We start from the raw sequence: 9,125 nt of genomic DNA on the forward strand, positions 1-9,125 counted from the left end.
ATCGACACGGTCAGGATCGTGGCGACGACGGCGAGCGAGATCGGTGTCGGCACGTAGAACACGTCGATCTTCAGCAGCATCTTGACGCCGACCCACATCAGCACCAGCGCCAGCCCGATCTTCAGGTACACGAAGCGGTGGATCAGGTCGGCGAGCAGGAAGTACATCGCTCGCAGGCCCAGCACCGCGAACGCGTTGGCGGTGAAGACGAGGAACGGCACGTCCGTGACCGCGAAGATCGCGGGGATCGAGTCGACCGCGAAGACGATGTCGGTGATCTCGATGAGCACCAGCACCGCGAGCAGGGGGGTGGCCAGCAGCGCACCACCGCGGCGGACGAGGAACTTCTGTCCGTGGTAGGCGTCGGTCATCGGTACGTGGCGGCGGAACAGCCGCAGCGCCCGGGACTTCTCGGGGTCGAGGTGCTCGTCGCGCTGCCGGATCATCCGGTAGCCGGTGTAGAGCAGGAACGCCGCGAACAGGTAGAGGATCCAGCCGAAGCTCGCGATGAGGACCGAGCCCGCCGCGATGAACAGACCCCGGAACACCAGGGCGCCGAGCACACCGAGGAACAGGACCCGGTGCTGGTACTCACGCGGCACGGCGAAGTACGTCAGGATGATCGCCCAGACGAAGACGTTGTCGACGGCGAGCGACTTCTCGATCAGGTAGCCGGAGAAGTACTGCTGGCCGAACTCCGAGCCGTACTGCCACCAGATCAGCGCGCCGAATCCGACGCCGGTGCCGACCCAGAACAGCGACCAGCCTGCGGCCTCGCGCACGCCGATCACGTGCGCGCGGCGGTGCGCGAACAGGTCCACCGCCAGCATCGCCACGATCGCGGCGAGTACCGCCGCCCACAACCACAACGGAACGGTCATCGGGACCACCTCTCAGCCTCGAAACGGCCGAAAGTCTTTCCCGGCTCGAACCGAGCCCGCTCCGCCGGGGGGCCGGCGGACGGCCCCCGAGTTGACGACGAAGCGCGGAGGGATACTCCCTTTCGCGAACTGTAATTAGTGAATAGTATTTCCGGTTAACTGTCAAGGGAGCGGGAGGTAGGGGCGGGTGAGCAGCTCGATCGCGTGACCGGCCGGGTCCTTGAAATAGACCCCGCGCCCGCCGTGCCCCGTGTTCGTTTCGCCGGGGCGGCGCATCTGCGGATCGGCCCAGTGCTCGATGCCGGCGTCGCACAGCCGCCGATACGCCCGGTCGAAGGCGTCGTCGTCGACCATGAACGCGTAGTGCTGCATCTGGATCTCCACCGGGGGCTCGGCGAACTGCAGCAGTACGCCGTCGTCGAGCTGGATGTTGGTGAACGGGCCCCAGGACGGTGCTTCCGACAGTTCCAACAGTTCACGGAAGAACCGCGCCGACTCGTTGCGGTCCACGCTCAGACCTCCACCGGGTCGCCGATCCGTGAGTGGAGTAGTGCCGGCCCGGTGTTCACCCGGCGAACCCTACCCGGGGCCGCCCGGGCGCACCAGGGACGCGGCCGCGGCCCGAGCGCGAAGCGCGATACCGGAAACCGCGGTGCCCTATGGTGTGCGGGTGACCTCCTCCCCCCGCCCCGGAACGCCGCCCGCCGGCGACGAGGACCGTGCCCGGGGCTGGACGTTCCTGACCAACCACGCGCACGTACTGCTGTGTGTCGCCGGAGGCGGACAGCCCACCGTCCGCGAACTCGCGCAGCGGATCGGGATCACCGAGCGGTCCGTGCAGACGATCCTCGCCGACCTGGTCGACGGCGGCTACCTGACCCGCACCCGCGCGGGCCGCCGCAACCTCTACTCGGTGAATCCGGCCGGGCGCCTCCGTCATCCGCTCGAATCCGCACACACCGTCGGTGAGCTGATCGACGCGCTGCGCTGAGCGCGGGGCCCGTCGCCGGGGATGCCCGGCCCGCGCTGTCACGGACACCTGCGTCGTGTGACCGCAGCCACGTGGCATGCTGGCGCCCATGATCGACGTCGAACGTCCCAAGCTGGAAGGTTCCGTCGCGGTCGGGGGCGGCCGCCGGATCGGCTTCGCCGAGTTCGGATCGGCCCAGGGCCGGGCGGTGTTCTGGCTACACGGCACCCCCGGGGCGCGTCGGCAGATCCCCGTCGAGGCACGCAGCTACGCCGAGCGCGAGCACGTACGGCTCATCGGCCTCGACCGCCCCGGCATCGGCTCGTCGAGTCCGCACCGCTACGAGAACGTCCTCGCCTTCGCGGACGACCTGCGCATCGTCGCGGACACTCTCGGCGTGGACCGGATGGCGGTCGTCGGACTCTCCGGCGGCGGCCCCTACACCCTCGCCGCGGCGCATGCGATGCCCGAGCGGGTCGTGGCCGCCGCGGTGCTCGGGGGCGTTGCGCCCGTCGTCGGGCCCGACGCGATCAGCGGCGGCCTGATGCGATTGGGCACAATGGTCGCGCCGCTGCTCACCGTCTGGGGTGTCCCCATCGGCATGGGCGTGAGGTCGATGATCCGGGTCGTGCGGCCGTTCGCATCGCCGCTCATCGACATGTACGGGTGGCTCTCGCCCGAGGCCGACCGGCAGTTGCTGGCCCGCCCCGAGTTCAAGGCGATGTTCCTCGACGATCTGCTCAACGGCAGCCGCAAGCAGATGGCCGCGCCCTTCGCCGATATCGTGGCGTTCGCCCGGGACTGGGGTTTCCGTCTCGAGGACGTCAAGGTGCCGGTCCGGTGGTGGCACGGCGACACGGACCACATCGTCCCCATGGAACACGGCCTGCATGTGGTGGGCCGGCTGCCCGACGCCCAGTTCCACCACCTGCCCGGCGAGAGCCACCTCGGCGGCCTGGGCGTGTCCGAGGACATCCTCTCGACCATCCTGCGGATCTGGGACGACGCCGACCGCTGACTCCGCGGTGGCCGAATGTCACACAGGTTCGATCACATTGAACGCGTGTCACATTCGGCCGAGGCGGGGCGCACGGCGCCGGAGAGGGCATGATGTCCGGATGGACACCGGCGTCGAAGCGGACGGGTGGGCCACCCGCTGGGTGGAGCCGCTCGCCGACCTCGCCGCCGGCACGACGACCGCCCTGGTCCCGGACGTGATCGTCACCGCGCTCGCTCTGGGCCTGACGCACCGATACGTCGGACGCACCGTCGCGACGGACGTGCACGGCGTGCCGGTGCGGGCGACGGTGCGGTCGGTGCAGGTGCGCCGTCGCCGCGCGCACCTGCAGTCCCGGGTCGAGCTCGCGGCGGTCGACTGGGGCGGGCGCCGGGTGGACGAGGTGACCGTGGTGGCGCACGGGGTGCGTGTCGTCCCCGGGCTCCGCACCCGGCTCAGCGCACACCGCCTCGACGTGCACGGCACCAGCGGCGTCGGCACCGTGCTCGACTGGCTCAACTCCCTCGGCCACGCCTGGGTTCTCGCCCTCGACCGCGACGGATCGATCCGCGCGACGCATCGCCGCCGCCGGCTCACCGCGCTCGTCGACGCCACCGTCACGGACGGCGTGGCCCGGATCGAGCTGGGCGACGCCCGCTGCTACGGCGTGCCGGTGCCGGGACGGCTGCTCCCACCACGCGACGTCGCGCTGCCACCCCTGCCCGGCGGTGCCGGGAGCGTCTGCGCCGCGCGCGAGGGTCACCTCGTCCGGTTCGCGATGCAGGTGCCGGCCGTGTCGTACGCGTTCGGCCCGCTCGGCGCGTGAGGGTCCGGGGGGCTCACAGCCACCGGCGCGGCGGCTTCTTCACCCACATGATCTTCTCGTCCGCGGCGGTGGGGGCGGCTGCGGGATGGCCGGGATGCTGCGCGGCCCACGCCGACTTCTCGGTGAGCAGCCGCGCGACGAGCGCCCACGTCTCCATCGTGCGCGGCGGGTGCGCTCCGGCGGCCCGGGCCAGCTTCCGGCGCACGTCGTCGCTCAGGGCCAGCAGCTCGTCCGCGGTGATGCCGCGATTCCAGGCGAACCGGGCGAGGACGAGCGCCTTCTCCCGCCGATTGCGGGCTGCCTCGTCGGTGTGCGCGAAGTCCTCGTCGGTAGCCATGCCCTACAGAATTGGTCGCCGGCCGGGTCGTTGACAACCCACCGCGCGCGGCTCACGCTCGGAGCAGGCGCACGCGCGGCCCGGGGGAGGACGAAATGCCGGTGACTCCGATGGATCTCCCGGACGGCACACCCGCGGACGTGCGGGTGCGCGCGGCGTCCGCCCCCCGGGTGCCGGTGTCGGATCCGGCGCTCGGCCGCGACGTGCGGGTCGACACCAAGGGGGTGCCCCCGCACCGGCTCGTCGCGATCGGCGACTCGGTGCTGCAGGGGTTCCAGAGCGGCGCCGTCTTCCACACCGACGTCTCGGTCCCCGCGATCGTCGCCCACGAACTCGGCTGGCTCCGCCGGTTCCGCTACCCGCGCTACGGCGGTCCGGGCGGGTTGCCGCTCAACATCGAACTGCTCCTGCGCGATCTCGAGCGACGCTTCGGGCCGTCGGTGAACATGTGGGAGACCCCGCTCGCGCTGTTCGCCGTCCGCGCGTTCATGGACCAGGTGGAGGACTACTGGGAGCGCGGGCCCGGTCGGGAGCCGCCGCTGCCGGCGGCATACCAGCACAACCTGTCCTGTTTCGGCTGGGACCTGCGCGACGCCCTGAGCAAGACCGCCGCGACGTGCGAGGCGGCGATCGCCGCACCGAACGACGACCTGCTCGACCAGATCGTGCAGAACAACGGGGAGCGCGCCGCGTTGCGGGTGTATCCGCGCTGGAGCGACGGGGCGAAAGCGATGACGTTGTTCGACGCGGCCGCGGCGCTCGGCGACGACCACGACGACACGACCGAGTCCGGGATCGAGACGCTGGTGGTGTTCCTCGGCTCCAACAACGCGCTCGGCACGGTCACGGACCTGCGCATCGCATGGAGCGGTCCGGACTTTCGCGACCTCACCGCGAAGGACGCCTACACCATCTGGCGGCCCGAGCACTTCGCGGCCGAGTTCGCGGAGGTGGTCGAGCGGGTGGCGGCGATCCGGGCGCGGCACGTCGTGTGGTGCACGATTCCCCACGTCACCATCGCGCCGATCGCGAAGGGACTCGGACGCAAGATGGAATCGGGGTCGCCCTATTTCCCGTACTACACCCGGCCGTGGATCGAGGAGGCGCGGTTCGACCCGGCTCAGGACGAGCACATCACGGGTGCCGGCGCGTACGCGGTGGACGTCGCGATCGACCTGTACAACGACCGCATCGAGCAGGCGGTCGCCGACGCTCGTTCCGGGGTGCACGGCCCGGCCCGGGACTGGTATCTGCTGGACGTGGCCGGCCTGCTCGAGCGCCTCGCGTCGCGGCGCTTCGTCACCGATGTCGGTGCCCGTCCGGCGTGGTGGACCCCGTACCCGCTCCCGTCCGCACTTGCCGCGCTCGACCCCGTGCCGGACTCGCGGTTCCTGACGGCCGACGGTCGTGGGGGCCGGGCCGCGGGCGGGCTGTTCTCCCTCGACGGCGTGCATCCGACGACGGTCGCGAACGGGATCCTCGCGCAGGAGCTGATCAACGTGATGCGCCGCGCCGGGGTGCAGTTCCACCACGGCAACGGCGGGGTGCGCCCGGATCCGGTGACCGTGGACTTCGAGCGGTTGATCCGCAGGGACACCCTGGTACGGACGCCGCCGGGGAACATCGACTCGACGCTCGGCATCCTCGCGTGGGCGGACGAGATCGGTGACCTCGTCCGGCGCACGCTGAGCATCCGCTTCCGGTGATCAGTTCTCGGCGGGGGCGGTCCTCCGGTCGAGCAGCGGGCCCCACAGTTCGGCCGCGACGGTGTGGGCGCGCCGGTGTCCGTGGACGGTACGTCGGAGTCCCTGGACGGTGCCGGGACCGGTGGCCAGGTCGGTGAAGGCTTCGCACAGGTCGACGATGTCGACGTGGAAGCGCATCGAGGCGTCGAGCAGTTCGTCGAACGCCTGGTCCTCGGTGTAGGAACGGCCCCTTGCGGAGCGGAGAAGAGCCTGCGCGGTGTCGAGTGCCGTCAGGCGTCGTACCGCGGGGATGTCACGGTGTGCTTCGATCGTCAATTGTCCGCCTCTGAGGTGTCGCCACTGGGCGTGTGTCAACTCGTTGTAGTGCGGGTACCCCGCCGGTTCGGCAGTTACCCGAGTTTGTGTCCTCCGTCACAGTACGAGGACTGTGCCGTCGTGTCCACCGTACCCGTGTTTGCCCAGCGCAGGCCGGTGAGTCGGTGCGGTGCCCCGGGCGTTCCGTCTTCGATGTCCGAATTCCCCGGAGCGGCAGAGAGATCCGACGCCGTGTATGTTGCGCGCCGGTCAGGCCGGAGGCGCCGGGCGGTGATCGAGGAACCAGTCCCGCGCTTGCTGTGCCACGACCTCGAGCGTGCCGGGTTCCTCGAACAGGTGCGTCGCCCCGCGCACGATCCGCAGTTCGTGTTCGCACCGCATGGCCGCGGCGGCCTGCCGGTTCAGTTCGATCACCATGCGATCCAGGCCGCCGACCAGCATGAGCGTGGGGGCGCGGACCCGGCCGAGCCGGGGCATCGCCAGATCGGGTCGCCCGCCGCGGGAGACGACGGCGGCGATCTCCCGGTCCGGATCGGCGGCGGCCCACAGCGCCGCGGCGGCGCCGGTGCTGGCCCCGAAGTAGCCGATCCACTCGGCTTCCGCGCGGACGAGATCGGTCACCTCGCCGAGCCGGCTCGCGAGCAGTTCGATGTCGAAGACGAGGGCGCGGTCGCCCTCCTCGCCGGCGGTCAGCAGGTCGAACAGCAACGTGCCCAGGCCGGCGGCGTTCAGTTCCCCGGCGACGTACCGGTTACGCGGGCTGAACCGGCTGCTGCCGCTGCCGTGCACGAAGATCACCAGGCCGTCCGATCCGGCGGGGACGGTCAGGGTGCCGGCCAGGCTCACGTCGCGAAGCTCGAGCTCGACGTCCCGGCCGCCGGAATCGACGCCGCGGTCGCGCCGGCTGTCGGCGGTGCTCATCGGGTCCGGCTCAGGCCAGGGTGACGGTGCGGGTGTGCGAGCGGACCGCGGCCTGCAGGTCCTGGCGCGAGAGGGTGTGCGGACCGCACGCGCAGCGCGCGGGCACGTCGTCGTCCTCGAACTGGGTCGCCTCGAGGGTGTCGACGAACTCGGACCCGAGGGATCCGCCGTGGTGCGCGGTCTCGGACCGGTCGCGATTGCCGTGCGCCGTCGGACCACCGCCGGCGACGAGCACCGGCCCCTCCGGGGTGCGGTAGACGGTGGCGACGTTGTGGCTGGCGGGGCACTTCACGCGTACGAGGGCGTGGTCGCTGCGCTGGCTGCCCAACGAATCCACGGCAGCACGAGCCATCCGGCGGCGGTCTGTGGGAAGGAGGTCGGGGATGTTCATGGGACCTATTGCACACCCGATTGCGGCCGGATCGAGGGCTTTCGCGAGCAACGGGCCCGATTCGCCCGTTGTGCTACCAGTGCTCGGGTGTGGCCACTGTGGCGGGCAGCCGGGTACGTGCGTCACCCCGGGCGGAATCGACCTGTGACTGGACGAGGAACAGGCATCCGGTGAGGTCGGCGCCGCGCAGGTCGGCGTCCCTCAGGTCGGCGCCGATGAGGTCGGCCCGGCGCAGGTCCGCCTCGCGCAGGTCCGCGGCGACGAGGAGGGCGCCGCGCAGGTTCGCACCGTGCAGGTCGGCGCGCCGGAGCTTCGCGCCGAGCAGGTCCGCGCCGCGGCGGTTCTTCCTCCGGCCGGGCACGGCGGCCCGGGCGAGTTCGCTCGCGCGCAACAGCAGGGCATTGATCTCCTGCCGGTGCGCCGCGACGTCGAGTCCGGCGAGGGCGTCGGCGTCGCCGCGGGTCAGCCGGTCGGTCGCGGCACGCGCACCGCGCAGGTCCGCGCGGAGCGGCCCGGAGGTGGGCAGGGACACCGCCTCGTCGAGATACCAGAGCAGCTCGTGCAGTTGGCGCACGACGGGAAAGACGTCGAACATCCGCCGGGCGGTCTGCGGCGCGCGACGCCAGTCCGCGCCGCCGAACGTGACCTGTGAGACCTTCTGGCCGGCGCCGAAACAGTCGTAGACGGTGCACCCGGTGAACCCCTTGCGCCGCAGGTCCCGGTGGATGCCGCAGCGGAAGTCGTCCCGCAGGTTCGGGCAGGGCCGGCCCGCCTCCTTGTCGATCGCGAAATCGGTCGATGCGGCGAAAGGCAGAGCCACACAACACAAACCGAAGCAACTGCCGCAGTCGGCCAGAAGGTCCGGACGGGGAGGGCGGCGGTCCGTCTCGGACAAGGCTCACGTTCCTTTCGGTGGGCGGGGCGCAGCCGGTGGCCGGCCGAGCCTAGCCCGGCCCGCCCTCCGGGGCCCGCGGTGGGCGGCCCGAGGGGCCGGGCGGTGGCCGCCACGACGGGTCACGCCCGCTGAGCCCGATCAGACGATCGAGGTCCGGGGCGTCGTCGGGAACCGCGACCGCCGGCCCGAAGAGCCCGCCGGCCGCGCGTTCCTCGTCGGTGGTCGCGGCGACGAACGACAGGCACGCGGCCAGCGCGGCGGGATCGCAGGAGAACCTCCGGCCGCTGGCGGTGGCGATGTCCCAGCCGTGGATCACGAGTTCGTCGAGCGCCACGATCCCCGCGACGTGACCGGGCAGATCGATGCCGCCGGCCTGGGTGGTTCCGGTCCATGCGCCGGGATCGCGCCACGCCTCGGCGAGGGCGAGGACCTGCCCGGGGATCCTGGTGCGCCAGTCGTCGCCGAGCCGGGACGCGTCGGCGGACGGTCCCTGCCCGGTGTGGTCGCCGACGGCTTTCCCGGCGGCGGCGGTGAATGCCAGGGACAGCCCGCCCACGTGATCCACCAGGTCCCCGATGGTGGTGCCGGCGCACGGGGTGGGATGGGCGAGTTGTTCGTGCGTGAGCGCGCCGACGAGCCGTGCCATCTCGTGGGCGGCCGGTGCCAGGTCGAGGATCTCGGTCATGAGCGTTCCTTCCGGCGGCGGTGTGCTCATGGTGCCGCACCGGTCCGACAGGTTCGGCCGGCCGTTCCGGACGTCTCGACGCGACGAGAAAATCTACAGTCGAAACAGTAGACTTTCGGCATCGAGGCCGATAACATCGAGGACGTCAACGCGAAGGATCCGGAAGAGGGGCAACCGACGGGTTGCCGGGGAAGTTGCAGA

The 9,125-nt window shown here is 71.3% G+C and carries 12 protein-coding genes; 4 read left to right on the forward strand and 8 right to left on the reverse strand.

Features of this window, described 5'->3' with window-relative positions; all coding sequences use genetic code 11:
• Both CQZ88_RS07190 and CQZ88_RS07195 read right to left on the reverse strand, forming a co-directional pair.
• The coding region (locus CQZ88_RS07190) for a TerC family protein (RefSeq protein ID WP_102799515.1) at positions 1-881 on the reverse strand (881 nt) is incomplete at its 3' end.
• Positions 882-1,043: 162 nt separating this feature from the next.
• Positions 1,044-1,391 (reverse strand): VOC family protein, encoded by a 348-nt coding sequence (locus CQZ88_RS07195; RefSeq protein WP_006931628.1) that lies wholly within the window; start codon positions 1,389-1,391, stop codon positions 1,044-1,046.
• Positions 1,392-1,551: 160 nt separating this feature from the next.
• Here CQZ88_RS07195 and CQZ88_RS07200 point away from each other — a divergent pair, with 160 nt between their 5' ends.
• The 3 genes from CQZ88_RS07200 to CQZ88_RS07210 all read left to right on the forward strand — a co-directional run bounded on the left by CQZ88_RS07200 (position 1,552) and on the right by CQZ88_RS07210 (position 3,674).
• Positions 1,552-1,872, forward strand: coding sequence for a winged helix-turn-helix domain-containing protein (locus CQZ88_RS07200; protein ID WP_006931626.1), 321 nt, complete (start codon positions 1,552-1,554; stop codon positions 1,870-1,872).
• A gap of 76 nt (positions 1,873-1,948) precedes the next feature.
• The gene (locus tag CQZ88_RS07205; RefSeq protein WP_050035901.1) at positions 1,949-2,869 is read left to right on the forward strand and encodes an alpha/beta fold hydrolase; all 921 of its coding nucleotides are present in this window, start codon (positions 1,949-1,951) and stop codon (positions 2,867-2,869) included.
• Between the two features lie 100 nt (positions 2,870-2,969).
• A complete protein-coding gene (locus tag CQZ88_RS07210) occupies positions 2,970-3,674 on the forward strand; it encodes a hypothetical protein (RefSeq protein ID WP_235431110.1) in 705 nt (234 codons plus the stop codon).
• 13 nt (positions 3,675-3,687) lie between these two features.
• Here CQZ88_RS07210 and CQZ88_RS07215 read toward each other — a convergent pair whose 3' ends face one another.
• Positions 3,688-4,011 carry a hypothetical protein gene (locus tag CQZ88_RS07215; RefSeq protein WP_006931622.1) on the reverse strand — a complete coding sequence of 108 codons (324 nt, stop codon included), beginning with the start codon at positions 4,009-4,011 and terminating at the stop codon, positions 3,688-3,690.
• 95 nt (positions 4,012-4,106) lie between these two features.
• Between CQZ88_RS07215 and CQZ88_RS07220 the strand changes: the two genes are divergently transcribed.
• Positions 4,107-5,717 (forward strand): hypothetical protein, encoded by a 1,611-nt coding sequence (locus CQZ88_RS07220; protein WP_102799488.1) that lies wholly within the window; start codon positions 4,107-4,109, stop codon positions 5,715-5,717.
• Here the strand turns inward: CQZ88_RS07220 and CQZ88_RS07225 are convergent, their stop codons facing one another.
• The 5 genes from CQZ88_RS07225 to CQZ88_RS07245 form a co-directional block, all read right to left on the reverse strand.
• Complete coding sequence (locus tag CQZ88_RS07225) at positions 5,718-6,032, reverse strand: ANTAR domain-containing protein (protein WP_102799489.1); 315 nt, start codon at positions 6,030-6,032, stop codon at positions 5,718-5,720.
• A gap of 249 nt (positions 6,033-6,281) precedes the next feature.
• Positions 6,282-6,953 carry a dienelactone hydrolase family protein gene (locus tag CQZ88_RS07230; protein WP_029546002.1) on the reverse strand — a complete coding sequence of 224 codons (672 nt, stop codon included), beginning with the start codon at positions 6,951-6,953 and terminating at the stop codon, positions 6,282-6,284.
• Between the two features lie 10 nt (positions 6,954-6,963).
• Complete coding sequence (locus CQZ88_RS07235) at positions 6,964-7,344, reverse strand: hypothetical protein (protein WP_029546000.1); 381 nt, start codon at positions 7,342-7,344, stop codon at positions 6,964-6,966.
• A gap of 73 nt (positions 7,345-7,417) precedes the next feature.
• Complete coding sequence (locus tag CQZ88_RS07240) at positions 7,418-8,164, reverse strand: pentapeptide repeat-containing protein (RefSeq protein WP_006931611.1); 747 nt, start codon at positions 8,162-8,164, stop codon at positions 7,418-7,420.
• Between the two features lie 124 nt (positions 8,165-8,288).
• Complete coding sequence (locus CQZ88_RS07245) at positions 8,289-8,924, reverse strand: TIGR03086 family metal-binding protein (protein ID WP_102799490.1); 636 nt, start codon at positions 8,922-8,924, stop codon at positions 8,289-8,291.
• Positions 8,925-9,125 lie beyond the last annotated feature (201 nt).

Origin of the sequence: Rhodococcus sp. ENV425, assembly GCF_002887785.1 — a bacterium.
GTDB classification, from domain to species: Bacteria; Actinomycetota; Actinomycetes; order Mycobacteriales; family Mycobacteriaceae; genus Rhodococcus; species Rhodococcus aetherivorans.